The organism is Amycolatopsis sp. NPDC104863, assembly GCF_055582965.1.
On record NZ_JBVJOW010000011.1, the window covers coordinates 110,887 to 133,312 of the forward strand.

Here is a 22,426-nt window from a genome sequence, read left to right on the forward strand (position 1 = left end):
GCCCGCTCTCTGGGTCTGGCCCCCCCCCCCCCCCCTCTCCCCTCTCTCTTCTTTTGTGGGTGGCCCTCTTCGTCCACCCCCCCCCCCCCCCCCCCACGACAGCTGCGGCAGGCTGCTCAGGCCGTGACGCCGTCGGCTTCCGCCGCCTTCGCCACCGCGGCCGCCACCTCGGGGGCGACACGCGGGTCGAGCGGCGACGGGACGATGCGGTCCGGGCCCAGGTCGTCGGTCGCGACCGAGACGATCGCCTCGGCGGCCGCCAGCTTCATGTTCTCCGTGATCGCCCGCGCGCCGGAGTCGAGCGCGCCGCGGAAGACGCCGGGGAACGCCAGCACGTTGTTGATCTGGTTCGGGAAGTCGCTGCGCCCGGTGGCCACGATCGACGCGTAGCGCGCGGCGACGTCCGGGTGCACCTCCGGGTCCGGGTTGGACAGCGCGAACACGATGCCGCCGCCCGCCATCCGGCCCAGCAGCGACTCGTCGATCGTCGCGCCGGACAGGCCGAGGAACACGTCCGCGCCTTCGAGCGCCTCGGCGAGGCCGCCGCGGAGGCCCGCCTTGTTCGTCGTCGAAGCCAGCCGCTGCTTGATCGGGTTCAGGCCGTCCCGGTCGGTGTGGATGATGCCGCGCGAGTCGAGCACGGTGACGTCGCCGATGCCGGCCTCCTGCAGGATCCGCGCGCAGGCGACCCCCGCCGCGCCGGCGCCGGAGACGACCACGCGCTGGTCGGCGATCGCCCGGTCGAGGACCAGGTTGGCGCCGCGCAGCGCGGCCAGCGTGACGATCGCCGTGCCGTGCTGGTCGTCGTGCATGACCGGGCAGTCGAGCGCCTCCTTGAGCTTGTCCTCCAGCTCGAAGCACCGCGGCGCGGAGACGTCCTCGAGGTTGACCGCGCCGAAGGACGGCCGCAGCCGCACCAGCGTCTCGACGATCTCGTCGACGTCGGTGGTGTCCAGCACCAGCGGGATCGAGTCGAGGCCGCCGAAGGTCTTGAAGAGCACCGACTTGCCCTCCATGACCGGCAGCGACGCGCTCGCGCCGATGTCACCCAGGCCGAGCACCGCCGTCCCGTCGCTCACCACGACGACGAGCCGGTCCGCCCACGTGTACCGCTTGGCCTTCGCGGCGTCCTCGGCGATGGCGCGGCTCACCTTCGCCACCCCGGGGGTGTACGCGATCGAAAGGTCACGCGGGCTGGAAATCGGCCGGGTGGCCGCCACCGAGAGCTTGCCGCCCTCGTGCCCGGTGAAGATCTCTTCGTCGGTGACCGGCGCGACGGCGCCGGTAGGGTCGCTCATGGGGTTTCCTGTCGTCGGTTCCGTGATTCCTCCAGTAGGAATGACGGAACTCGCGGTATGGACGTGGGTCACTGGAATTACTCCTGGGCCTGCGAGCGGGGGACCACAACAGCGGGAGCGAAGGCGCACCCAACTGACGGGCTGACTCCTCCGGCACGGCAGCCCAGCGCGGTAGCGCCGGCCTGTCGGCGAGGCGTCACGTCGGCCATCGGTGCCGTGGGTCTGGCGATGGCCGCGGACGCGGCGGTCCAATCATTGTGACAGGTCCGCCCGCGCGGTGGACCCCTCGGTGCGGTTGATGTCACACCGGCGCGTATTTCCGGCAATTCCCAAGACGTCTGTCCGGTTTTTATGGCACCGGATAAGCTGGGGCCATGCAATTCCGCCGGCTGAACATCCCGGACGCCTACGTGTTCTCCCCCCGGGTCTTCCCCGACGACCGTGGCCACTTCCTCGCCCCCTTCCAGGAGGACGTCTTCCGCGAGGCGGCCGGCCACCCGCTGCGGCTGGGCCAGTCCAACGAGAGCGTGTCCCGCCGCGGCACCATCCGCGGCATCCACTTCGCCGACACGCCGCCCGGCCAGGGCAAGTACGTCTACTGCCCGCGCGGGTCGTTCCTCGACGTCATCGTCGACCTCCGCGTCGGCTCACCGGCGTTCGGCTCCTGGGACAGCGTCCTCGTCGACTCCCGCGAGCACCGCGCCGTCTACCTCGCCGAGGGTCTCGGCCACGGCATCTTCGCCCTCGAGGACGACACGGTGATGGCGTACCTCTGCTCGGAGCCGTACAACCCCGGGGGCGAGCACGGGATCACCCCGCTCGACCCCGCGCTGGGCCTGCCCTGGCCCACGGACATCGAGCCGGTCCTGTCGGACAAGGACCGCGCCGCGCCGACGCTGGCCGAGGCCCGCGAGCAGGGCCTGCTCCCGCTGTACGAAGACTGCGTCGCCTACTACGACAAGCTGCGTTCGGCGCACTGATCATCGCCGAGCTGGGCGAATTTCGTGCTTGCGGATTTAGTAAGCGCGCATATAGTCTGCTCGCATGACACTTTTCGAGTACGAGCACACCGAGACGTCCACCGCGCCGGCCGCCGCGATCTGGCCGCTCTGGGCCGACACCGCCCGCTGGCCGGAGTGGGACGCGGGCGTCCGCTCGGTGGTCGTCGACGGCCCCTTCGCCGCCGGCACGAGCGGCACCATGACGATGGACGGCCTGCCGCCGATCCCGTTCACGCTGACCGAGGTCACCGAGGGCCGGAGCTTCACCGACGAGACCCGGCTGCCGGACGCGCACCTGCGGTTCGAGCACGTCCTGACCGAGGCCGGCGGCGGCACGCGGATCACCTACCGCGTCACGGTCGACGGGCCCGAGGGCTTCGGCGAACAGGTGACGGAAGACACCCCGGACGCCATGCGCGCGCTCGCTCGCCTGGCCGAGACGACCCATGCGGCATCCTCGCGGGTATGACCGCCCCGGAGTCCCGCCTGCCCGGCCCCGAGCGCAGCCCCGGCTTCCTGCTGTGGCGCGTGACGCTGGCCTGGCAGCGGGCGATGCGGGCCGCGCTGGCCCCGCACGACCTCACGCACGTCCAGTTCGTGCTGCTCACGACGACGTGGTGGCTCACCCGCTCGGGTGAGCCACCCACCCAGCGGCAGCTGGCCGAGCAGGCCGGGACCGACACGATGATGACCAGCCAGGTCGTCCGCAAGCTCGCCGAACGCGGCCTGCTCGCCCGCACCGACGACCCGGCGGACGCCCGTGCGAAGCGCCTCGAAGTCACCGAAGCGGGCCTGGCCCTGGTCGCGAAGGCGCTGAAGGACGTCGAAGCCGCCGACGCCGAGTTCTTCGCCGCCACCGACGACGGTTTTGTCGGATCGCTGGCGAAGCTCAGCCCCTGAAGTCCTCGGCGAGCACTCGCTCGATGTTGCGCTCGGCCAGCGCGGTGATCGTCACGAACGGGTTGACGCCGGTGCTGCCCGGGATGAGCGAGCCGTCCGTGACGTACAGGTTCCGGTAGCCCTTGACGCGGCCGTAGCCGTCGGTCGCCTCGCCGAGCACCAGCCCGCCCAGCGGGTGGTAGGTGAAGCGGTTCTCGAACGGGCGGGTGTCGCCGAACAGGTCGTGGCGGTAGATCGTCCTGTTCGCCCGGTTGACCTTGTCGAACAACGCCTTGGCGGCGTCGATCGACGGCTGGCCCTGCGACGCCGTCCAGCGCAGCTTCGCCGAGTCGCTCGCGGCGTCGTAGGTGAAGTGCCCGCGTTCGGGGTTCTTCGTGATCGCCAGGTAGAGGCTGACCCAGGTCTCGATCCCGGCGGGCACCGGCGCGATCTCGGCGAACGCCGGGTGCACCGGGTCGGACCGGTTGTCGATGCCGAGCGCGGGCATGCCGGACTGCAGGCTGCCGGTGGTGTCCCAGACGTGGTTGGCGCGGCCGCACATGACGTTGCCGTTGGTGCCCCACCCCTGCCCGACGGCCTCGGGCAGCTCCGGCAGCCGTCCGGTGTCGCGGGCGCGCACCAGCAGCTCCGTCGAGCCGAGGCTGCCCGCGCCGAGGAACAGGTGCTTCGTGGTGACGTGCCGGGTCGCGAGCACCGTGCCGCGCTCGTCGCTCTCGCGCACGACCAGCGTGTACGCGCCGTCGGGCTGGTGGATGATCTCGCGGACCTCGTGCAGCGTCCTGATGGTCACCCGGCCGGTGCCGAGCGCGGCGGCGAGGTAGGACTTGTCGAGCGAGCGCTTGCCGTGGTTGTTGCCGTAGATGACCTCGGACGCGTCGGCCGAGCGCGGGACCGTGCCCGCCTCCTCCCGCCGCAGGTAGTCCATGTCGTAGACGCTGGGCACGAACACCGTGCCGAACCCGGCCTTGCGCGCGGCCTTCCGCGAGACGCGGGCGTACTGGTACGACCGGCAGGTCTCGAACCACCGCGGGTCGACGACGTTGACGCCGAGCGCGGCGTTCGCCCGCGGGAAGTACTTCCCGTACATCTCGGCGGCGTCGACCGACGGCAGGATCTCCTCGAAGTAGGACCGCTTCGGCGTCACCGCCATCGCGCCGTTGACCAGGGAACCGCCGCCGACCCCGCGGCCGAGGTACACCGCCATGTCGCCGTAGTTCACGCGGTCGAGGACACCGGCGAAGCGCCCGATGTCGCGGTTGGCCAGGTCGAGCCAGAGGAACGACGCGAGCGGCGCCTCGGTGCGGTCCTTGAACCACATCGCGCGCTCGTCCGGGGTCAGCATCGGGCAGAAGACCTTGCCGTCGGCGCCCGGGGTGGTCCACAGCCTGCCCATTTCGAGCATCAGCGTCGGCACGCCGGCCTCGCCGAGCCGCAACGCCGTGACGGCGGCGCCGTAGCCGGTGCCGACAACCACCGCCGGGGAGTACTCCGGCAGCGGCGCGGCGGTCGCGGGCCGCGTCGAGACCGTGGTCAGCCCGAGGGCGGCGGCGGAGTTGAGGGCGGCGAGGCCGAGGAACCGGCGGCGGGAGAAGGCAGACATGTGCCGATCATGACCCAGTTCAGTGAACGGTGTTAACTAATCAGAACGCGTTTCACCCGGTCGAGGGAAATTTCGGGTCTTCCCCTGGGGGCGATCCCGGATGTCCGCGCCGCGCGGTGCGAGCAAGCTCACCGCATGAAACTTCTCGCACTGGGGGTGGCCGCGGTCGCCGTGGCCGCACTGGGGGTCGCGCCCGGGACGGCGTCCGCCGACGAGCTGCCGACGTTCGATTTCGCGGACTGCCCGGCACCGCCGTCGAACGCCGACCCGGGCACGTGGCGCTGCGAAGCCTTTGTTTCCCAAGGAAAACTGACGATCGGCGGCCGGGAGATCCCGCTCGGCGAGCTGCGGCTGACGTTCAGCGAGGGCCGCGTGAACGGCCAGTACGCGCAGGCCTTCGGGGCCCTGCGGCACGCGCCGGTGCGCGTCCCCGGCCTGGCGGGCGCGACGATCCAGCTGCGGTACGGCGGTTTTTCGGACTTCCAGAGCAACAACGAGCGGCGCGGCGAGCTCGACGTCTACGCCGTGCTGCGCCACCCGTTGCTGCGCAAGGACTGCAGCATCGGGACCGCCGCGAAGCCGCTGCACACCGTCGTCCACGACGACCCGGCGGTGCCGCCCACGGTGATCTCGCAGGACCCGCCGACGTTCCACTTCGGCGTGGTCGACCCGGACCTGAAGCTGCCCGCCACGCAGGGCTGCGGCGCGCTCGGCCGGCTCGCCGACCGGCAGCTGGGCCTGCCGTCGCCGTCAGGCGAGAACACGTTCCACCAGACGACGTACGTGCAGTACAAGCCGCTCTAACGCTTCTTCGGCGTCACCCAGATGGTGATCGTCCCGGTGACCACGGCCCGGCCGTTCGTGTCCGAAATGGTCACCGGGACCGGCAGCTCGAAGCCTTCGTCGCCGAACTCCGGCAGCTCCGGCACCGACGCGACCGCGCGCAGGCTCGTCTCCGCCTTCGCGACGTACTCGACGGTCATGCCCTTCGGCAGCCAGCGGTGCGTCGGCGGGACGGTCGCTTCGGCGAGCATGCCCATCGCGATCTCGGCGAGGTTGCAGGCCGCGATCGCGTGGAACGTGCCGATGTGGTTGTAAACACCCCACCACTTCGGGGCACCGACCTCGCAGTGCCCGGGCCGCAGCTCGCGCACCGAGGGCAGCACCGTGCGGAAGTACGGCACGCGCAGGCACATCGCGGCGCTGAACAGCTGTTTCCCGCCCGGCTTCGCGGCCAGCTTGTGCCACAGCGCGAACGTCGGCGTCTCGGACATGCGGCTCTCCTCCAGCTTAGCTACTGCTCAGTAGCTAAGCAGACGCCCGGCCGCCCGGCAAACCCCCGGATATATTCGCCCCTGTGGCGAACCGTCTCTTCCTCCTCCGGCACGGCCAGACCGAATGGTCGGTGAACGGACGGCACACCGGCCGCACCGACATCCCCCTCACCCCCGCCGGCGAAGGCCAGGCGCTCGCCGCCGGCGGCACGCTCCGGAGCCTGCTCGGCGGCCCGTCGCTGGTGCTGTCGAGCCCGCGCGCGCGAGCGCTGCGGACGGCCGCGCTGGCCGGGCTGCGCGTCGACGACGTCACCGAGGACCTCGCCGAGTGGGACTACGGCGAGTACGAGGGCATCACCACCCCGCAGATCCGGGAAACCGTGCCGGGCTGGACAGTGTGGACACACCCGATCCCCGGCGGCGAAAGCGCTTCGGAGGTCTCGGCCCGCGCGGACCGCGTCCTCGAGCGCGCCCGCCGTGACACCGAAGCCGGCGACGTGATCCTGGTCGGGCACGGGCACTTCAGCCGGGTGCTGGTGGCCCGCTGGGTCGGCCTGCCCGCCACCGCCGGTGTCCACTTCGGCCTGGACGCGGCCGGCATCGCGGTGCTCGGCGACGAACGCGGCGAACCCCAGATCGAACACCTCAACCTGCCGCCCGCCCTGGAGGACTGACCGTGCCCGACAACCGCATCCGCCGGATCCGCCCCGACGACGTCGAGGCCGCCGTCGGCCTGGCCTACGCGCTGGCCGAGTACGAACGCGCCCCGGACGACTGCCACCTGACCACCGAGCAGCTGCACGAGGCGCTGTTCGGCGACGCGCCGAAGGTGTTCGGGCACGTCGCCGAGGTGGACGGCGAGATCGCCGGCTTCACGATCTGGTTCCTCAACTTCTCGACGTGGCGGGGGGTGCACGGGATCTACCTGGAGGACCTCTTCGTCCTCCCGGCCCACCGCGGCTCCGGCCTGGGCAAGGCACTGCTGGCAGCTTTGGCGGCCGAGTGCGTCGCGAACGGCTACGCGCGGCTCGAGTGGTCGGTCCTGGACTGGAACCCGGCAACGGAGTTCTACAAGGCCCTCGGCGCGGTCCCGATGGACGAGTGGACGGTCAACCGTCTCACCGACGCACCCCTGCAGGCCCTGGCCGCCCAGGCGTAACCCAGGTGACCAGAGCCGGAACTCGCGTGATCAGACCCGGATCCGGCGTGATTGAGGCCGTAACTCGCGAGTTCCGGCCCTAATCACGCGAGTTCCGGCCTCAATCACGCAAGTTACGGGCCCAATCACGCGAGTTGCGGGGGTGAGCACGCCGGGTCAGTCCTCTTCGTGGCCTTCGCGCTCGGCGCGGCGGCCCGCGAGGCCGCCGCGCTCGGCCGCTTCCGACTCGGTCTCGCCCTCGCGCAGGCCCAGCGCCCAGGCCCGGGACGGCGCCCGGAACAGCAGCACCAGGATCGCGACGCCGAACAGCGCGACCGGCACCCCCCAGAGCGGCTGGCCGGACGGCCCGAGCAGGTACCAGCCGAGCCCGATCAGGATCAGCGCGATCACGACCCCCGGCGAACGCGCGGCCGTTTGGCCCAGCACGAGCCCGGCCGACGCGGCCAGGAACGCCAGCGCCACCACGATGTAGGTGCCGGCGAGGACGAAGACGTTGTTGCCCGGCAGCGTCGGCGTGCCCAGGCCGTCCACCAGCACCACCACCCCGAACACCAGCAGGGCGAGCGACGGCACCGCGGTGACCACGCCGGCCAGCCGGACCTCACGGGGAGCGGGCGAGAGCTTCACTGCGGCGGCCTTCCGGGGTCCTTTGCGGGAGCACAGTGGACCCGACCAGGGCGAGTCACCGTGCGTGAGCCATTTTGATCGTATGCCACCCGGTCGGCCGTTTTCCCGGGACCGCCCGGGCGCTGAGAATTCAGGTGTCGTCGATGAGCGGGCGGTCGCCCGGGTGCACTTGTCACGACGAGCGGGGACACTCGCACGTGAAGGAGGACCGCCGGGCACAGGGTCGCGAAGGTGCTGTTCCCAGGGTTGCGCCCGTCACCATGCGGCGCCGGAAGGTTCTCGGGCCGCCGGAAGTCACCTACCCTGCGGTAGTGCGCGCAATCCTCGTCGTGAACCCCCAGGCCACCTCGACCACCGCCGGTGGCCGGGACGTCCTGGCGCACGCGCTCGCGAGCCAGGTCAAGCTCGACGTCGTCGAGACGGACTACCGCGGGCACGCCATGGCGGTCGCGCGCTCGGCCGCGCGCGACGGGATCGACCTGGTCGTGGCCCACGGCGGCGACGGCACGGTCAACGAGGTCGTCAACGGCCTGCTGGCCGACGCCGACGGTGATCCGACGCAGATCGGGCGCGTCCCGGCCCTGGGTGTCGTGCCCGGTGGCTCGGCCAACGTGTTCGCGCGCGCCCTCGGCATCTCCGCGGATCCCGTCGAGGCCACCCACCAGCTGCTCAACGCACTGGAGAACGACCGCTCGCGCCGCGTCGGCCTCGGCCTGGCCGACGGGCACTGGTTCACCTTCAACTCCGGCCTCGGCTGGGACGCCGACGTCGTCGGCCGCGTCGCCAAGCGCCGGGGCAAGCAGACGACCGCCGGCCTCTATATGCGGGCCGCCGTCCGCTCCTACTTCCGGCCGCCGCTGGGCCGGCCGGCCCTCACGATCCGCGTCCCGGGTGAGGAACCCGCCGAGGCGCTGACCGCTTTCGTGTCGAACACCGATCCGTGGAGCTACCTGGGCGAGCGTCCGGTCCACCTCAACCCGGGTTGCTCGTTCGAGACGGGACTGGGTTTGTTCGCGTTGAACGGTCTGGGGTTGCCCACGGTGTTCAAGCATGTACGCCGTGCTTTGGCTACGAAGAGCAACCAAAAGGGCAAACGTCTCGTGCGTCACGACGACCTGCCGATGATCCGCATCGACGCAGCTGAACCGGTAAACTTCCAGGTGGACGGCGACCTCGTCGGCCAGCGGACCAGGGTGGAGTTCTTCAGCGTCCCCGACGCACTCACAGTGATCGTGTGACGACGGGACCGCTGATCGCCTGCGGCAAAGTGCAAGCTGCCGTTCGTCGACGCAGAAGCTCCACTCACCGCATCAGCCTTCCCTTCGGGCGGCTGTTTCGGAGAGAAACCGCAGGTCAGAGGGGTCGCTCGGCCGGGTGACCTGACTCACCGATCTTCAAGAAACCCTTGTCGAACGCGGTGCTTCGTGAAAGCATTCACAAGCACCCGGAAACATGACCGCCATAAAACGACTGTGGCGCGGCCCTCCCGCGCCATATGAAGGAGCTCACGAACATGGACTGGCGCCACGACGCGGCCTGCCGAGACGAGGACCCCGAGCTGTTCTTCCCGGTGGGAACCAGCGGTCCTGCTCTGTCGCAGGTAGCTCAGGCGAAGGCCGTGTGCCACCGCTGCACCGTCGCTTCCGACTGCTTGGCCTGGGCTCTGGCCAGCGGCCAGGACGCGGGCGTGTGGGGCGGCATGAGCGAGGACGAGCGACGCGCGCTCAAGCGCCGCCGTACGCACATCGGCACGCGTACCAACGCCTGATAGTTCCACTCGAAGCACCAGCTTTACCCCGAACCATGCAGGAACTTCACCCGGCGGGCATTGTTGTGCCCACGCCGTCTGGGGTGATACCTACCCGGTTCGAGCTTAACAACCGAGGTGAAACCACCTGGCAACGGGTGTGCTGAAACCTCACCAGGACTTCAAGTCCTCCCGCGAGACGTTGAACGGCCCGGCACACGAGCACCACGTGCCGGGCCTTCAACGTCTGTCCCTCCCGCGATCCGCACCCGATCACGTCCACCGCACCGGAAATGCCCGGCGGCGCGTGAGTCCAAACGCGACTGTCTAAAGGCGACGCGAAAGGGGGATGCGCAGCGCGGCCTCGGTCCCGGACACCCGGGTCGACGACTCCTCGGCGCGCACCTTCCGCAGCGACAGCGAGCCGCGCAGCTCCGACTCCACGAGCGTCCGCACGATCTGCAGGCCCAGGCCGTCCGACCGCTCCAGCGAAAACCCGGACGGCAGGCCGCGGCCGTTGTCGCGGATGACGACGTCCAGCCAGCGCGCCGAGCGCTCCACGATCAGCTCGACCTTGCCCGAGCGGCCCGCCGGGAAGGCGTGCTCGATGGCGTTCTGGACCAGCTCGGCCAGCACCATCACCAGCGGGGTCGCGATCTCCGCGACGACCACCCCGAACGAGCCCTTCCGCGAGAGCCCGACCTGCGACTCCGCGGTGGCGACCTCGCCGACCATCGGCAGCACGTTGTCGAGCAGCTTGTCGAGGTCGACCCGCTCGTCCACCGAGATGGACAGCGCCTCGTGCACCAGCGCGATCGACGTCACGCGCCGCACCGACTCGGCGAGCGCGAGCCGCGCCTCCTCCGACGACGTCCGCCGGGACTGCAGGCGCAGCAGCGCCGCCACCGTCTGCAGGTTGTTCTTCACCCGATGGTGGATCTCCCGGATAGTCGCATCCTTGGACAGCAGCGCGCGGTCGCGGCGTTTGACCTCGGTGACGTCGCGGACCAGCACCAGCGCGCCGGCCGCCTGCCCCGCCGGCCGCAGCGGCAGCGCGCGGAACAGCACCACCGCGCCGCGGCGCGAATCGGCTTCGGTGCGGCTCGACGGCTTCCCGTCGAGGGCCTCGATGATCCGGTGGGACACCTCGGTCGCGTCGAACGGGTCGCGGATCAGCGACCGCGTCAACGGCGCCAGGCGCGTCCCGACCAGGTCGGACTCGTGCCCCATCCGGTGGTAGGCGGACAGGCCGTTCGGGCTGGCGAACACGACCGTGCCGCTCGAGTCGAGCCGGATCAGGCCGTCCCCCACCCGCGGCGACGTGTGCGTGTCGGTCGCGTTGGAGCCGCTCGGCGGGAACGTGCCGTCGACGATCATCTGGCACAGGTCGCCGGCGCTGCCCAGGTACGCGATCTCCAGCGGCGAGGGCACCCGCGGCGCGGCCAGGTTCGTCTCGCGGCTCATCACGGCGACGACGTCGTCGTGGAAGCGCACCGGGATCGCTTCGCGCCGCATCGGCAGGTCGCGGTACCAGTGCGGGTCCTCCTCGCGGCAGATCCGCTCCTCGCGCATGGCCTTGGCCAGCTGCGGGTGCTCCTCGACCGTGAACCGCGTGCCGACGACGTCCTCCGGGTGCGCGGTGGGCGCCGTGGTCGGCCGCGCGTGCGCGACGCAGACGAAGTCACCGCCGTCCGGCTGCAGCTCCTCGGTCACCGGGACCCAGAGCAGGAAGTCCGCGAAGGACAGGTCGGCCAGCAGCTGCCACTCGGCGACGACGGTCTGGAGGTGGTCCGCCGCCTCCCCCGGGAGGCCGGTGTTGTCGGCGAGCAGTTCGGCGAGCGTCGACACGGTTACTCGACCGTCCCGAGCACGTCGCCCTGCTGGACCCGGTCACCCTTCGCGACGGCGAGGCTGGTCAGCGTGCCCGCCTTCGCACTCACGGCGGGCAGCTCCATCTTCATCGACTCCAGGATCAGCACGGTGTCCCCGGCGTTCAGCGCGGCGCCCGGCTCGGCGACGACCTGGAGCACGGTGCCGACCATCTCGGCCCTGATCTCGGCCATCAACACCCTCCTCGCGCGCCACCGGACCAGCCCCATCCAACCAGAACGGGACGTCATGACACACTTGAGAGGTTGACCAGCTTTGACGACGAGGAGTGAACATGTCGAAGCGCGCTCGCAAGCGTCGCAGCCGGAAGAAGAACGCCGCGAACCACGGTGGCAAGCCCAACTCCTGAGCCGGCGCCGGCACGCAAAAGGCCCCCACACTCCAGGTGCGGGGGCCTTTGTCGTGCTCGGGCGCTATTCGGAACGCTGCTCGAGGGTGATCTCGGTGCGTTCGACCGTCACGCCGCCGCGCGTGGCGACGGTCTGGCGGATCGACGCGCGCAGCCGGCTCTTCAGCTCGGCCGGGGCGTGGTCACCGCCGCACTTGCGGGCCAGGAGCTGCTTGATGTGCTCGTCGATGCCGTACTCCTCGAGGCACGGCGGGCAGTCCTCGATGTGGGCGCGCAGCGCGGCGTCACGCTCGGCGCTGCACTCCCGGTCGAGGAGCAGGTAGATGTCGGCGAGCGCCTCTTCGCAGCGGACCTTGTCGGACGCGCCTTCGCACATGTCGTTCATCGCCCGGCCACCTCTTCCTTGGCGCCACGGATGAACCCGCGCTCGGTCGCGACGTCGGCGAGCAGGTCGCGCAGCTGGGCGCGGCCGCGGTGCAGGCGGGACATCACGGTGCCGATGGGGGTGTCCATGATCTCGGCGATCTCCTTGTACGCGAAGCCCTCGACGTCGGCCAGGTAGACGGCCAGCCGGAACTCCTCGGGCAGCTTCTGCAGGGCGGCCTTGACGTCGGTGTCGGGCAGGTTGTCCATCGCCTCGACCTCGGCCGACCGCAGCCCGCTCGAGGTGTGGCTCTCCGCCTTGGCGATCTGCCAGTCGGTGATCTCCTCGGTGGGCTGCTGCACCGGCTGCCGCTGCCGCTTGCGGTAGCCGTTGATGTAGGTGTTGGTCAGGATGCGGTACATCCAGGCCTTCAGGTTCGTCCCGGCCTTGAACGACGCGAAGGCGGCGTACGCCTTCAGGTAGGTCTCCTGGACCAGGTCCTCGGCGTCGGCGGGGTTGCGGGTCATCCGCATCGCGGCCGAGTACAGCTGGTCGAGCAGCGGCATCGCGTCCCGTTCGAAGCGCTCGGCGCGCTCCGCCTCGGTCGCTTCTTCCGGCGCTGAGTTCTGCGTGCTCGGCAAACCGTTCCCTTCCCGCTCGGCGTCGACGCGCGTGCGCGCATACGGCGACGTCGAGTTTACGCGGGGGCCGGGCACACCGCGGTTCGCCGGTGCCTCGGGGCGGCGACGGCTGCGAGAGCGTGTGGTGGCAAGGGTGGTGGTCACGTCCCGTACAACCGATCGGGGGCAGTGGACATTCCCTAGACTTCCGTCCCATGGCTGGCAAGGGCACCCCGGCGACCGCGGCGTTGACCAAGCAGAAGGTGGCGCACACGCTGCACGCGTACGACCACGACCCGCGCGCGGAGTCGTTCGGCCTGGAGGCGGTGGAGGCCCTGGGCCTCGACCGCGCGAGGGTGTTCAAGACCCTGGTGGCCGAGGTCGACGGCCGCTTGACGGTGGGCGTGGTCCCGGTCACGGGCCAGCTGGACCTGAAGGCACTGGCGGCCGCGGCGGGCGGTAAGAGAGCCAAGATGGCCGACCCGGCGGCGGCCCAGCGGGCGACGGGGTACGTGCTGGGCGGGATCTCGCCACTGGGCCACCGGAGCCGGCTGCCGGTGGTGGTCGACCAGTCGGCGGAGAAGTTCGAGACGGTGTTCTGTTCGGCCGGACGGCGGGGGCTTGAGGTGGAGCTGGCCCCGGGGGATTTGATCCGGCTGACTGGGGCTGTTGTGGCGGCGATCGCGGCCTGACCTGCGGGTTTATGGCCCAGGGGCCCGCAGAGCGGCCCCCACCGGTCCCGAGGTGCGGTGCGGACCCGGGAACGGTCCTCGTCGTAGGTGACGTCGCGGACCCAGTGCTCGAGGCGGCCGTGCCCGATGCCGGTACTGGTGTGGTGCTCCCCGGCCGGCCAGGGCCGGGCGGTGAAGCGGGCGAGCAGGCGATACTGGTCCTGCTCGCCGAGAACGCCCCGCCTCGGTGAGTCAGCATCGAGAGCAGATGCACCCCGGCCCCGCCGGTGCGGGCGAAGGCGCCACGCACGGATTTGCCGTCCACCGCGATCGCTTCCGGTGCGTGCTGCCCGGCGACCTGGTGCACGTCGACATCAAGAAACTCGGCAACCTCCCCGACGGCGGCGGCTACCCACCTGCCGGCCGCAGGTCAGGACGCCTAAGGCAGCAGCAGGCCGCTCGCACCGACGAGCATGGCGGCAGCGAGCAGCCGGATCGCCCAGGCCACGAAGCGGTACTTGCGCTCGGCCGCGCGGGAGAACACCCAGATGTGCTGCGTGAGGTTCTTCGCCAGCTCGTCAGGCTCCCCGAGGATCGCGAGCGCGGCAGCGCGGTATTCGGCCGCCGAGCCGAACGCGGCGATCGTCCCGTAGTGCGAAATCGCCTGGGTGCCCAGCCGACGCGCTCGCGGGACGACCGTCCAGATCGCCAGCAGGACGCTGGCCGCCCCGAGCACGATCGCCACCGACAACGCCACCGCGGCCGGCACGCCCGGGGCGGGTGATCCGCGCAGCCGGGTCGCCGCCACCGCCAGGACGGCGCCGCCGACGGCGAAGGTCGCTCCGGCCTTGGTGTCGGCCGTCCGGATCCACTCGCTCACGACCTGGAGCGTCCGCCAGAGGTCGTCGTGCACCGCGTCGTCACCCACGCCTGGGAATGACGGACGGAAACGCTTCAACCCAGCGGGCGCAGCACCCGCGACAGCCACTCCGTCGCCGCCCGCGCCACCGTGTCCAGGTCCTTCGACAGGCTGTGGTCGCCGTCGACCAGGACGATCTCGTGGTGCGGGCCCGCCTTCGGGCGGCCGAACGGGTCACTCTCGCCCTGCAGGACCAGCACCGGGACCTCGACCGCGTCCAGCTCCGGCTGGCGCGTCTTCTCCGGGCGGCCCGGCGGGTGCTCGGGGAACGCCAGGCACAGCACCGCCACCGCCTGCCCGGCCGCCGCCGTCCGGCAGGCGACGCGGGCGCCCGAGGAGCGGCCGCCGAACACGAGCGGCAGGGAGTCGAAGCGCTCCGACAGCTCGTCCGCGATCGTCAGCCACGCCGTGTCCAGCTGGTTCGCCGGGGCCGGCGCGCGGCGGCCGGCCACCCGGTACGGCTGCTCGACCAGCGCCACGTGCACGCCGGCGCCCTGCGCCGCGCGCGTCACCGCGACCAGGTCCGCCGCGCCGAGCCGGCCTCCCGCGCCGTGGCCGAGCATGAGCACCGCCACCCCTTCCTCGGCGCAGTGCAGGTAGACCCGGGCCGGGCCGTACGCGGTTTCGATCGCGAGGGCGGTCATGACTTCGGCACGTCGAACAGCGCGCCCTCTTGCGCCGGGTCGACGCGCTCCAGCAGCTCCGGGCCGTTGTTGCGGACGTTGTTCACCCGGCTCGAGATCGGCCGCAGCTCCAGCGACGACACGATGTTCTCGGGTGTCGGCACCAGCAGGTCCTTGACGTCTTCGCGGTCCGGGTCCAGCCAGCCGTCCCAGTGCGCCTTCGGCACGATCAGCGGCATCCGGTGGTGGACGTCGGTGAGCTGCCCGGCGGAGTCGGTCGTGATGATCGAGAAGGTGATCAGCGGCGCCGCGTCCTTGTCGTCCTTCGGGTGCCAGCTCTCCCAGATCCCGCCGAACGCGATCGAGGAGCCGTCCGGCTCCGTCATGTAGAACGGCTCCTTCTCCTTGCCGGTGCGGCGCCACTCGAACCAGCCGTCGGCGGGCACCAGGCAGCGTCGCGACACGAGCGCGCGGCGGAAGGCGGGCTTCTCGGCGGCGGTCTCGGCGCGCGTGTTGATCATCCGCGAGCCGACCGACGGGTCCTTGGCCCAGAACGGCACCAGGCCCCACTTCATCATCCGCAGCGAGCGCTCGGCGGGCTCGTCCTCGAGTACCTGGCCCTCGTCGTCACGCGGGTGCCGCTGGACGACCGTGACCACGGTCTTCGTCGGCGCGACGTTGTGGTCGGCGCGCGCGTGGCCTTCGGTGAGGTCGATCGCGTCGAACTCCTCGATCAGCTTCGCCGGGTCCTTCGTGGCGGCGTAGCGGCCGCACATGACCAACCTCCTCGCGTACCGGAACAGCCGGGACGCCATCGTTACACGCAGGCCAGGGCCGTGGCGAGCGGCGTGGGATCATTCGGGTGGGCACCGGTGCACGAGAGGACGACGGGTTTGGCGCGCAACGACTGGAGCAAGCTGGACGAGTCCGACGTCCGCGTGCGCCCCGGCAAGGGCACCCGGCCTCGCAGCAAGCGCCGTCCCGAGCACGCCGACGCCGTCAACGCCATGGTCATCGGCAAGGACCGCGGCCGCTGGACCTGCGCGGTCAACGCCGACCCCGGACGGGTGATCACCGCCATGCGGGCCCGCGAGATGGGCCGGACGCCGGTGGTGGTCGGTGACCGCGTCGGGATCGTCGGTGACGTCTCCGGCAAGCCGGACACGCTCGCGCGCATCATCCGCGTCGACGAGCGCAGCAGCTCCCTCCTGCGCACGGCCGACGACACCGACCCGTACGAACGGCTGGTCGTCGCCAATGCCGAGCGCCTCCTGATCGTCACCGCGCTCGCCGACCCGCCGCCGCGCACCGGCTTCATCGACCGCTGCATCGTCGCCTGCTACGCGGGCGGCGTCGAGCCGGTGCTGTGCCTGACGAAAGCCGACCTGGCCAGCCCGGACGAGCTCCTCGCGGGCTACGCGGGCCTCGACATCCCGGCGATCGTGACCCGCTACGACGAAGAGCCCGAGGGCCTCGCGGAGATGCTGAAGGACCGCGTGACGGCGCTGGTCGGGCACTCCGGCGTCGGCAAGTCCACGCTGGTCAACCGCCTGGTGCCGGACGCCGAGCTGGCCACCGGCGTGGTGAGCGCGGTCGGCAAGGGGCGGCACACGTCCGTCGCCGCGGTGGCGCTGCCGCTCCCGGACGGCGGCTGGGTCATCGACACGCCCGGCGTGCGGTCCTTCGGGCTCGCGCACGTCACCGCGGACGACATCGTCGACGCCTTCGAAGAGTTCGCCGCGGCCGCCGAGGAGTGCCCGTCGGGCTGCGGGCACCTCGGGCCGCCCGAGGACCCGGACTGCGCGCTCGACGACGTCGTCACCGACGGCACGGCGCTGCCCGAGCGGCTCGCCTCGCTGCGGCGCCTGCTGGCCTCGCGGGGTGGCCACGAAGTGACTCGCGCCACGGATTCCTGAGGCAACGCGGAACCCGATGCGGATCGTCACCGTCACATCGGTAACCATTCGCCCGTTCGGGCGATATGCCGAGCGGAAGATCCGATCCTGAGGGGATTTTGATGCGTAAGACCACCCTGGTCGCCGCCAGCGCCGTCGCGCTGGCGCTGACGCTGTCGGCGTGCTCCGGCAACTCCGCCACCGGTACGGCCCAGCCGGCCGCGGGCCAGTCCCAGCCCGACGGCGGCAGCGGCCTCGCCTCGCCGTTCACCGACGCGATCCAGCTGGCGTCGGCGTCGAAGCAGGGCACCGAGAAGTCCAAGTCCGCGAAGTTCACGATGGAGGGCTCGGTCGCCGGCCAGACCCTCAGCGCGACCGGCGCGATGGCCATCGACGGCGCGAACACCAAGTTCTCGATGACCAGCACCGCCGCCGGTGAGACCACCGAGATGCGCATGGTCGACAAGGTCATGTACATCAAGCTGCCCGCCGAGCAGCAGAAGGAGATGGGCACCGACAAGACGTGGGCCAAGATCTCGGCCGACGGCACCGACCCGATCTCGCAGGCGATGGGGAGCGCGCTTTCGCAGTCGGCGGAGCAGAGCGACCCGAGCAAGATCCTGGACCAGGTCTCGAAGGCCGGCCGGATCATCTCTTCCGACCAGGCCGAGCTGAACGGCAAGCAGGTCAACCACTACAAGGTGGAGCTCGACGTCGCCAAGGCCGTCGACCAGTTCACCGGCCAGGTCCCGGCCGCGGCGCGCCAGAAGCTCACCGACATGCTCAAGGGCAAGGACCTCAAGATCCCGGCCGAGCTGTGGCTGGACAAGGACAACCTGCCGGTGCAGGTCACGATGGACCAGACCTCGATGATGCAGGCGCTGGGCATGCCCGGCGGCACCGAGTCGAAGTTCACGATGAAGTACAGCGACTGGGGCACCCAGGTCGACGTGGCGGCCCCGCCCGCCGAGCAGGTCGTCGACCTCGGCGAACTGATGAAGAAGGCCGGCCGCTGAGCTAGCGACGGTGCGTAGCGGCGGCTCCCCCGAACGGGTTCGGGGGAGCCGCTGTGTTTTTGTTGTCCCCATGCGCAAAGCCGCCGTCGTGCTGGTGCTCGCCCTGCTGGCCGGCGCGTGCTCCGATCCGCCGCCGCCCCCGTCGTTCTCCGACGCCCGGGCGCTGGCCGACGCGGCCACGGCGGCGACCACGGCCGGCGGCTCGGCGAAGTTCGCCACCGACGTCGCCGTCGGCTCGGTGCGGTCGAAGGGCCAGGGCCAGGCGCGCTTCGGCGCCGGCGGGACGTCCCAGGTGATGACGACGGACTTCATCGGCGAGCCGATGGAGCTGCGGCTGGTCGGCGGGAAGCTGTACGCGAAGGTGCCGGAGGGCTCGCGCGACGAGGTCGGCGCCGGGAAGCCGTGGGTGGTGGTCGCCCAGGACGGCACGGACCCGTTTTCGCAGGTCCTAGGCGGCAGCCTCGCGCAGCTGGCGGCGCAGAACGACCCGGCGCACACGCTCGGCGAGATCCGCACGGCGGGCACGATCGTCTCGGCCGAGCGCACCGACCTCGGCGGCGTGGCGGCCGAGCACTACCGCGTCGACCTGGAGCTGGCCCGGCTGGGCAGCGACCTGCCCGCGGGCCTGTCGGCCGACGAAGCCGGGCGGCTCGGCGGCAAGTTCCCGGTGGAGCTCTGGCTCGACGCCACGCACCGGCCGCTCCAGATCGTCCTCTCGCCGGCACTGCAGGGCGGCGAAGCCCGCATCACGACGCGCTACAGCGACTGGGGCGCACCGGCCGACATCCAGCCGCCGCCCCCGGGCGAAGTCGGCTAGTCACGTCTTCTCCCGCCGTCTCGTCCAGGCCGCATGAGCAAACGAGTGATGGTGATCGGGGCGACGGGCGTGCTGGGCCGCCCCGCGGTGCGGCGGCTGCTGGAGGCAGGGCACGAGGTGAGCGGCCTCGCGCGGTCCGCCGACCGGGTCGCGGCGCTGGAGGCGACCGGCGCGAAGCCCGTGACCGGCGACCTGTTCGAGACGTCTTCGCTGGTCACGGCGTTGCGCGGGCACGACACGGTGCTGAACCTGGCCACGCGGATTCCGCCGAAGCCGACCAGCCGGTCCGCCTGGGCCCTCAACGACCGCGTCCGGCTGGCCGGGAGCGCGGCGCTGGCCGCGGCGGTCCGGGAGGTCGAGGAGGTGCGCACGGTCGTCCAGGAGGGGATCACGTTCGTCTACGCCGACGGCGGCGACCGCCTGCTCACGGAAGACGCTCCCCTGCGCCCTCGCGGCGTGACGGCGTCTTCGGTGACGGCCCACGAGAACGTGGCGGCGTTGACTGATCGCACGGTGGTCCGGCTCCGGATCGGCACCCTGGTGGGCACGGACGCACTGACGGCAACGCTCCTGGCCGCGGCCCGGCGCGGGGCGCCGCTGATCATGGGCTCGCGGCAGGACTGGACCACGGCGATCCACCCGTCCGACGCGGCGGCGGCAGCGGTGGCGGCTTTGGACGCGCCTTCGGGCGTTTACAACGTGGGGGCGCCGGCGGTGGTGAAGGGTGTGCTGGGTGAGGCGATGGCCGCGGCAGCCGGGGTCCGGAAGGCGCGGGCCGTGCCGAAGTGGCTCCTGTCGCGGGTCCCGATGGCCGAGCCGATGGCGCGGTCGCAGCGGGTGGATTCGGCGAAGCTGACGGCGGCCACCGGGTGGCGGTGTGAACGGCCGGTGCCGGGGCCGGAGTGGTTCACGGAGGACTGACCCACAAGTTGTCCACAGGTGCACCCACCTGTGGACAACTCAGAGAAGCTCCAGCAAGAACGGCAGTTCCTGCGGCGCGTACCAGGCCAGCTCGTGGTCTTCCGCGTCCCCCAGCGTGAACTCCGCATCGGGGTCGCCCAGATCCGCCGCGTCGATCACCGCAGACGCGGCGGCCACCGCCTCGGCCGCCTCGGCCGCGTCCACGTGGATGGCCGCCACCGCCGAAAACGGGATCGGGCCGCCGATGCGGACCACCGGGGCGTCGAGGTCCGGGCGCAGCGTCACGCCCTCGACGTCCGCCGAAATCACCACCCGGCGTGGCTCGCCCTTCTCCTCCGCCGCGATCAGGCGCAGCGAGGCCCGGGCCGCGTCCAGCAGCGCCGCGTACTCCAGCTCTTCGTCCGAACCGCTCGAGTACGCCTCGCGCAACGCCGGCGTCAGCGCGAACGCCGTTCCGCTGCGGGCGCGGAACTCCCCCGAGGTCTCGAGGTCGCGAAGCATCGCGATGGTCGCAGGCAGATAGACCCTCACCAGTGCGCACCCTTCAGCTCTTCCAAGGACTCTTCGATCATCCCGGCCACGAGGTCGACGTCGAACGCGGCCTTGCGGTCGCCGTTGAGTCCGAAGTAGACGCCGCCGTGGTACGACGTCACCCCGATCGCCAGCGCCTGGGTGCGCATCAGCGGCATCACCGGGAACATCTCGACCAGTCTGGCCTCTCCCGCGTACATCGGCATCTGCGGGCCCGGCGAGTTGGTCACCATGACGTTGAAGATGCGCCCGGACAGCGACCCCGCCGCCCGCGCGCCGAGCGAATGCAGCGTGGCCGGCGCGAAGCCGCCGACCTTGAGGAGCCCGCGCGCCGCCACCGAACGGCCCGAGTCGAGGTGCTCGGCCATCGCGTGGCCGATGTGCTGCAGCCGCAGGACCGGGTTCGGCTCGCCGACCGGCAGGTCGACCAGGTACGCCGCCACCTGGTTGCCGACCAGCGCCGGCGTCGAGTACTCCGCCGTCTCCGCGTCGCGCACCGCCAGCGGCACCAGCGCGCGGATCGTCGCGTTCGGGTTCAGCGACTCCTCGCGCGAGAGCAGCCACTCGCGCAGCGCGCCCGTGATGGCCGCGAGGACGACGTCGTTGACCGTGCCGCCGTGCGCCGCGCGGATCTTCCGGTAGTCCTCCAGCCGCGTGCGCACCACGGAGAACACCCGGCCGCCGGACACCCGGACGTTCAGCGGCCCGGACGGCGCCGGCTTCACCAGCGTGCGCAGCGTCGACGCCACCCCGCCGACCGTCTCGGCGAGCTTGCCCGCCGTCGCGAACGCGTCGTTCGCCGCCGACCGGACGTTCTCCACGACCTCGCCCGGGCGCTGCACGCCCTCGCTGATCGCGTCCAGCACCAGCTGCGTGCGGTTCGGCTCGCGGCGCGGCGTCCAGATGTCCTCGAACGGCTCCGGCTCGGCCGGCGTCGGGTCGAGGATGAGCTGGCCCAGCTCGATCGTGCCGACTCCGTCCACAACGGACTGGTGCGTCTTGGTGACCAACGCCACGCGGTCGCCGGACAGCCCCTCGATGAAGTACGCCTCCCAGAGCGGCCGCTCCGGCGCCAGCCGCCGCGACATCAGCCGGGCCACCAGGTCGAACAGCTGCTCGTCGCTGCCCGGCTGGGGCAGCGCCGAGCGCCGGACGTGGTAGTTGAGGTCGAAGTCGACGTCGTCCACCCACACCGGCCGCGCCAGGTGCCCCGGCACCTCGGCGACGCGCTGCCGGTATCGCGGCAGGTAGGCCAGCCGCGCCCCGACGAGGTCGAGCAGCTGCGCGTAGCTGAACCCGGAGCGTGGCCGCTCGAAGATCGCCACCCCGCCGACGTGCATGGGGGTCGCGTGGTCCTCGAGGTAGAGGAACGAGGCGTCCAGCGCGGAGAGGCGGTCGGGCATGAGGCGATCGTCGCACAATGCGAGACTGCCCGGTGTGGGTGATGAGTCGACTGTCTCGCCGAAGGACCGCTTCCTGACCGTGTACGGCCGGAAGCCGGTGCTCGAAGCGCTGGCGGACGACGGTCTGCAGGTGGACAAGGTGATCCTCGCCGACACCGCCCGGGGCCCGGGCGCGGTGGAGATCCAGCGCGCGGCGAAGGCCGCGGGCGTGCAGGTGCAGCGCGCCAGCGCCCACCGGGTCAAGGTGCTCGCCGGCAACGGCAAGCAGGACCAGGGCGTGCTCGCCGACGTCGTCGCGCCGCGGATGCGCGCGCTCGAAGCCGCGCTTTCGGACCGGCGGCCGCCGTCGCGCGTGCTGCTGCTCGACGGCATCACCACCCCCGCGAACGTCGGGATGATCCTGCGGACGGCGACCGCCGCCGGGCTGGACGGCGTGATCGTGCCGCGCCGCGGCGTCGCGGCGCTCGACCCGCTGGTGGTCAAGGCTTCGGCCGGGGTCGCGTTCCGCGCGCCGGTGCTGCGCTGCGGGTCCGCGCGCGACGCGGCCGAGATGCTCACCGAAGCCGGCTTCGGGATCTACGCGCTGGGCGCGTCGGCTCGCACCACGGTGTTCGACGTCGAGCTGCCGCAGCGCGCGGCGTTCGTGCTCGGCGGCGAGACGGCCGGGGTCGGCGCCGAAGTCGGCGAGCTCGTCACGGGATGGCTGTCCATTCCCATGCCGGGTGACGTCGAGTCGTTGAACGTCTCGGCCGCGGCGGCGGTCCTGTCTTTCGAATTGGTGCGCCGGGGCCGCTGACCGTC

Annotated in this window: 28 protein-coding genes; 15 read left to right on the top strand and 13 right to left on the bottom strand. The window is 71.4% G+C overall.

Translation table 11 applies throughout. From position 1 onward, the window contains the following. Positions 1-116 precede the first annotated feature (116 nt). Positions 117-1,298 (bottom strand): NAD(P)-dependent malic enzyme, encoded by a 1,182-nt coding sequence (locus ACZ63J_RS44235; RefSeq protein WP_465336229.1) that lies wholly within the window; start codon positions 1,296-1,298, stop codon positions 117-119. Positions 1,299-1,672: 374 nt separating this feature from the next. On the opposite strand from ACZ63J_RS44235, the gene ACZ63J_RS44240 reads away from it, so the two are divergent. The 3 genes from ACZ63J_RS44240 (at position 1,673) to ACZ63J_RS44250 (ending at position 3,199) form a co-directional block, all read left to right on the top strand. Continuing rightward, a complete protein-coding gene (locus ACZ63J_RS44240; protein WP_465402578.1) occupies positions 1,673-2,278 on the top strand; it encodes a dTDP-4-dehydrorhamnose 3,5-epimerase family protein in 606 nt (201 codons plus the stop codon). A gap of 64 nt (positions 2,279-2,342) precedes the next feature. After that, positions 2,343-2,768: an SRPBCC family protein gene (locus tag ACZ63J_RS44245; protein ID WP_465402576.1), complete on the top strand. Its 426-nt coding sequence runs from the start codon at positions 2,343-2,345 to the stop codon at positions 2,766-2,768. Beyond that, a complete protein-coding gene (locus ACZ63J_RS44250; RefSeq protein ID WP_465402574.1) occupies positions 2,765-3,199 on the top strand; it encodes a MarR family winged helix-turn-helix transcriptional regulator in 435 nt (144 codons plus the stop codon). The genes ACZ63J_RS44245 and ACZ63J_RS44250 overlap by 4 nt, the downstream gene beginning before the upstream one ends. Here ACZ63J_RS44250 and ACZ63J_RS44255 read toward each other — a convergent pair. Further along, positions 3,189-4,799, bottom strand: coding sequence for a GMC oxidoreductase (locus ACZ63J_RS44255; RefSeq protein ID WP_465402572.1), 1,611 nt, complete (start codon positions 4,797-4,799; stop codon positions 3,189-3,191). The two genes, ACZ63J_RS44250 and ACZ63J_RS44255, sit on opposite strands and share 11 nt — an antisense overlap. 135 nt (positions 4,800-4,934) lie before the next feature. On the opposite strand from ACZ63J_RS44255, the gene ACZ63J_RS44260 reads away from it, so the two are divergent. Beyond that, positions 4,935-5,603: a hypothetical protein gene (locus ACZ63J_RS44260; protein ID WP_465402570.1), complete on the top strand. Its 669-nt coding sequence runs from the start codon at positions 4,935-4,937 to the stop codon at positions 5,601-5,603. Here the strand turns inward: ACZ63J_RS44260 and ACZ63J_RS44265 are convergent. Beyond that, the gene (locus ACZ63J_RS44265) at positions 5,600-6,073 is read right to left on the bottom strand and encodes a hotdog fold domain-containing protein (RefSeq protein ID WP_465402568.1); all 474 of its coding nucleotides are present in this window, start codon (positions 6,071-6,073) and stop codon (positions 5,600-5,602) included. The genes ACZ63J_RS44260 and ACZ63J_RS44265 overlap by 4 nt on opposite strands. An 83-nt stretch (positions 6,074-6,156) precedes the next feature. Between ACZ63J_RS44265 and ACZ63J_RS44270 the strand changes: the two genes are divergently transcribed. Both ACZ63J_RS44270 and ACZ63J_RS44275 read left to right on the top strand, forming a co-directional pair. Next, positions 6,157-6,747: an acid phosphatase gene (locus ACZ63J_RS44270; protein ID WP_465402567.1), complete on the top strand. Its 591-nt coding sequence runs from the start codon at positions 6,157-6,159 to the stop codon at positions 6,745-6,747. Between the two features lie 2 nt (positions 6,748-6,749). Next, a complete protein-coding gene (locus tag ACZ63J_RS44275) occupies positions 6,750-7,232 on the top strand; it encodes a GNAT family N-acetyltransferase (protein ID WP_465336221.1) in 483 nt (160 codons plus the stop codon). Positions 7,233-7,388: 156 nt separating this feature from the next. Here the strand turns inward: ACZ63J_RS44275 and ACZ63J_RS44280 are convergent, their stop codons facing one another. Beyond that, a complete protein-coding gene (locus ACZ63J_RS44280) occupies positions 7,389-7,859 on the bottom strand; it encodes a hypothetical protein (RefSeq protein WP_465402565.1) in 471 nt (156 codons plus the stop codon). A gap of 311 nt (positions 7,860-8,170) precedes the next feature. Here ACZ63J_RS44280 and ACZ63J_RS44285 point away from each other — a divergent pair, with 311 nt between their 5' ends. Both ACZ63J_RS44285 and ACZ63J_RS44290 read left to right on the top strand, forming a co-directional pair. After that, the gene (locus ACZ63J_RS44285) at positions 8,171-9,097 is read left to right on the top strand and encodes a diacylglycerol/lipid kinase family protein (RefSeq protein ID WP_465402563.1); all 927 of its coding nucleotides are present in this window, start codon (positions 8,171-8,173) and stop codon (positions 9,095-9,097) included. 275 nt (positions 9,098-9,372) lie between these two features. Continuing rightward, complete coding sequence (locus tag ACZ63J_RS44290; protein WP_072481920.1) at positions 9,373-9,627, top strand: WhiB family transcriptional regulator; 255 nt, start codon at positions 9,373-9,375, stop codon at positions 9,625-9,627. A 306-nt stretch (positions 9,628-9,933) separates the two neighbouring features. On the opposite strand, the gene ACZ63J_RS44295 is transcribed toward ACZ63J_RS44290, so the two are convergent. Both ACZ63J_RS44295 and ACZ63J_RS44300 read right to left on the bottom strand, forming a co-directional pair. Beyond that, on the bottom strand, positions 9,934-11,454 hold the full coding sequence (locus tag ACZ63J_RS44295; RefSeq protein ID WP_465312865.1) for a sensor histidine kinase: 1,521 nt from the start codon (positions 11,452-11,454) through the stop codon (positions 9,934-9,936). Between the two features lie 2 nt (positions 11,455-11,456). After that, positions 11,457-11,669 (bottom strand): biotin/lipoyl-binding carrier protein, encoded by a 213-nt coding sequence (locus ACZ63J_RS44300; protein ID WP_465312866.1) that lies wholly within the window; start codon positions 11,667-11,669, stop codon positions 11,457-11,459. Between the two features lie 101 nt (positions 11,670-11,770). Between ACZ63J_RS44300 and ACZ63J_RS44305 the strand changes: the two genes are divergently transcribed. Beyond that, a complete protein-coding gene (locus ACZ63J_RS44305; RefSeq protein WP_370444718.1) occupies positions 11,771-11,845 on the top strand; it encodes a 50S ribosomal protein bL37 in 75 nt (24 codons plus the stop codon). 64 nt (positions 11,846-11,909) lie between these two features. On the opposite strand, the gene rsrA is transcribed toward ACZ63J_RS44305, so the two are convergent. Further along, positions 11,910-12,230, bottom strand: a complete 321-nt coding sequence (gene rsrA / locus ACZ63J_RS44310; protein ID WP_284744382.1) for a mycothiol system anti-sigma-R factor — start codon at positions 12,228-12,230, stop codon at positions 11,910-11,912. Further along, entirely contained in the window at positions 12,227-12,850 is a 624-nt protein-coding gene (locus ACZ63J_RS44315; RefSeq protein WP_465312868.1) for a sigma-70 family RNA polymerase sigma factor, read from the bottom strand. Before ACZ63J_RS44315 ends, rsrA begins: the two co-directional genes overlap by 4 nt. A 194-nt stretch (positions 12,851-13,044) precedes the next feature. Here ACZ63J_RS44315 and ybaK point away from each other — a divergent pair, with 194 nt between their 5' ends. Beyond that, positions 13,045-13,521 carry a Cys-tRNA(Pro) deacylase gene (gene ybaK / locus ACZ63J_RS44320; RefSeq protein ID WP_465402561.1) on the top strand — a complete coding sequence of 159 codons (477 nt, stop codon included), beginning with the start codon at positions 13,045-13,047 and terminating at the stop codon, positions 13,519-13,521. Positions 13,522-13,939: 418 nt separating this feature from the next. Here the strand turns inward: ybaK and ACZ63J_RS44325 are convergent, their stop codons facing one another. Genes ACZ63J_RS44325 through ACZ63J_RS44335 form a run of 3 tightly spaced genes read right to left on the bottom strand, consistent with a single transcriptional unit; the run spans position 13,940 to position 15,818 of the window. Then, positions 13,940-14,428: a Pycsar system effector family protein gene (locus tag ACZ63J_RS44325; protein WP_465402559.1), complete on the bottom strand. Its 489-nt coding sequence runs from the start codon at positions 14,426-14,428 to the stop codon at positions 13,940-13,942. Between the two features lie 26 nt (positions 14,429-14,454). Further along, on the bottom strand, positions 14,455-15,063 hold the full coding sequence (locus ACZ63J_RS44330; RefSeq protein ID WP_465312871.1) for an alpha/beta hydrolase family protein: 609 nt from the start codon (positions 15,061-15,063) through the stop codon (positions 14,455-14,457). Beyond that, entirely contained in the window at positions 15,060-15,818 is a 759-nt protein-coding gene (locus tag ACZ63J_RS44335) for an SOS response-associated peptidase (RefSeq protein ID WP_465402557.1), read from the bottom strand. The genes ACZ63J_RS44330 and ACZ63J_RS44335 overlap by 4 nt, the downstream gene beginning before the upstream one ends. A gap of 117 nt (positions 15,819-15,935) precedes the next feature. Here ACZ63J_RS44335 and rsgA point away from each other — a divergent pair, with 117 nt between their 5' ends. From rsgA to ACZ63J_RS44355, 4 genes are all read left to right on the top strand, one after another. Continuing rightward, a complete protein-coding gene (gene rsgA, locus ACZ63J_RS44340) occupies positions 15,936-16,958 on the top strand; it encodes a ribosome small subunit-dependent GTPase A (RefSeq protein ID WP_465402742.1) in 1,023 nt (340 codons plus the stop codon). Between the two features lie 101 nt (positions 16,959-17,059). Beyond that, positions 17,060-17,953, top strand: a complete 894-nt coding sequence (locus tag ACZ63J_RS44345) for an SCO4651 family lipoprotein (RefSeq protein WP_465402555.1) — start codon at positions 17,060-17,062, stop codon at positions 17,951-17,953. Positions 17,954-18,023: 70 nt separating this feature from the next. After that, positions 18,024-18,770: an SCO4651 family lipoprotein gene (locus ACZ63J_RS44350; protein WP_465402553.1), complete on the top strand. Its 747-nt coding sequence runs from the start codon at positions 18,024-18,026 to the stop codon at positions 18,768-18,770. A gap of 33 nt (positions 18,771-18,803) precedes the next feature. Beyond that, entirely contained in the window at positions 18,804-19,691 is an 888-nt protein-coding gene (locus ACZ63J_RS44355; protein WP_465402551.1) for an NAD-dependent epimerase/dehydratase family protein, read from the top strand. A gap of 39 nt (positions 19,692-19,730) precedes the next feature. Here ACZ63J_RS44355 and ACZ63J_RS44360 read toward each other — a convergent pair whose 3' ends face one another. Both ACZ63J_RS44360 and ACZ63J_RS44365 read right to left on the bottom strand, forming a co-directional pair. Beyond that, positions 19,731-20,222, bottom strand: a complete 492-nt coding sequence (locus ACZ63J_RS44360; protein ID WP_465312877.1) for a DUF6912 family protein — start codon at positions 20,220-20,222, stop codon at positions 19,731-19,733. Next, positions 20,219-21,625, bottom strand: a complete 1,407-nt coding sequence (locus tag ACZ63J_RS44365) for a WS/DGAT/MGAT family O-acyltransferase (protein WP_465402550.1) — start codon at positions 21,623-21,625, stop codon at positions 20,219-20,221. The genes ACZ63J_RS44360 and ACZ63J_RS44365 overlap by 4 nt, the downstream gene beginning before the upstream one ends. A 34-nt stretch (positions 21,626-21,659) precedes the next feature. Here ACZ63J_RS44365 and ACZ63J_RS44370 point away from each other — a divergent pair, with 34 nt between their 5' ends. Next, the gene (locus ACZ63J_RS44370; RefSeq protein WP_465402548.1) at positions 21,660-22,421 is read left to right on the top strand and encodes a TrmH family RNA methyltransferase; all 762 of its coding nucleotides are present in this window, start codon (positions 21,660-21,662) and stop codon (positions 22,419-22,421) included. Positions 22,422-22,426: the final 5 nt, after the last annotated feature.